The sequence below is a fragment of the Streptomyces sp. NPDC030798 genome, assembly GCF_055572275.1.
This window is the reverse complement of sequence record NZ_JBVIDR010000036.1, coordinates 1-1,731: the sequence shown is the minus strand read 5'-3', so window position 1 is coordinate 1,731 and position 1,731 is coordinate 1. Positions and strand designations below refer to the sequence as shown.

The following is a 1,731-nucleotide window of genomic DNA, read 5'->3' as shown; positions in this document are numbered from 1 at the left end:
GACGAGTCAGAAACCGTTGATGTAGGCGAAGGACATGCGAAAGGTCCGGCGTAGAGGGTAAGACCCCCGTAGTCGAAACGTCAGCGGCTCGTTTGAGAGACACCCAAGTAGCACGGGGCCCGAGAAATCCCGTGTGAATCTGGCGGGACCACCCGCTAAGCCTAAATATTCCCTGGTGACCGATAGCGGATAGTACCGTGAGGGAATGGTGAAAAGTACCCCGGGAGGGGAGTGAAATAGTACCTGAAACCGTGTGCCTACAAGCCGTGGGAGCGTCGGAGTGGAGCTTGCTTCACTCTCGTGACTGCGTGCCTTTTGAAGAATGAGCCTGCGAGTTTGCGGTGTGTTGCGAGGTTAACCCGGGTGGGGAAGCCGTAGCGAAAGCGAGTCCGAATAGGGCGCTGTAGTAGCACGCTCAAGACCCGAAGCGGAGTGATCTAGCCATGGGCAGGTTGAAGCGGAGGTAAGACTTCGTGGAGGACCGAACCCACCAGGGTTGAAAACCTGGGGGATGACCTGTGGTTAGGGGTGAAAGGCCAATCAAACTCCGTGATAGCTGGTTCTCCCCGAAATGCATTTAGGTGCAGCGTCGTGTGTTTCTTGCCGGAGGTAGAGCACTGGATAGGCGATGGGCCCTACCGGGTTACTGACCTTAGCCAAACTCCGAATGCCGGTAAGTGAGAGCGCGGCAGTGAGACTGTGGGGGATAAGCTCCATGGTCGAGAGGGAAACAGCCCAGAGCATCGACTAAGGCCCCTAAGCGTACGCTAAGTGGGAAAGGATGTGGAGTCGCAGAGACAACCAGGAGGTTGGCTTAGAAGCAGCCACCCTTGAAAGAGTGCGTAATAGCTCACTGGTCTAGTGATTCCGCGCCGACAATGTAGCGGGGCTCAAGCGTACCGCCGAAGTCGTGTCATTGACATATATAGCCCCAACGGGTGTGTTGATGGGTAGGGGAGCGTCGTCTGCCGGGTGAAGCGGCACTGGAAGGTAGTCGTGGACGGTTGACGAGTGAGAATGCAGGCATGAGTAGCGATACAAACGTGAGAAACGTTTGCGCCGATTGACTAAGGGTTCCTGGGTCAAGCTGATCTGCCCAGGGTAAGTCGGGACCTAAGGCGAGGCCGACAGGCGTAGTCGATGGATAACCGGTTGATATTCCGGTACCCGCTGTGAAGCGTCAAACATCGAGCATCGTGATGCTAAGGCCGTGAAGCCGCCCTGATCTCTTCGGAGTTGAGGGGAGTGGTGGAGCCGCCGGACCAAGCGGTTAGTAGGTGAGTGATGGGGTGACGCAGGAAGGTAGTCCATCCCGGGCGGTGGTTGTCCCGGGGTAAGGGTGTAGGACGGTGTGTAGGCAAATCCGCGCACCTTGTGTCTGAGACCTGATGCCGAGCCGATTGTGGCGAAGTGGATGATCCTATGCTGTCGAGAAAAGCCTCTAGCGAGTTTCATGGCGGCCCGTACCCTAAACCGACTCAGGTGGTCAGGTAGAGAATACCGAGGCGTTCGGGTGAACTATGGTTAAGGAACTCGGCAAAATGCCCCCGTAACTTCGGGAGAAGGGGGGCCAGCTCTGGTGAGAGGACTTGCTCCTCGAGCTGGGGGTGGCCGCAGAGACCAGCGAGAAGCGACTGTTTACTAAAAACACAGGTCCGTGCGAAGCCGTAAGGCGATGTATACGGACTGACGCCTGCCCGGTGCTGGAACGTTAAGGGGACCGGTTAGCTC

At 57.1% G+C, this 1,731-nt stretch carries 1 rRNA gene; it reads left to right on the top strand.

The features are described 5' to 3' along the window. A 23S ribosomal RNA gene (locus tag ACZ404_RS36845) occupies positions 1-1,731 on the top strand; the annotation flags it as partial.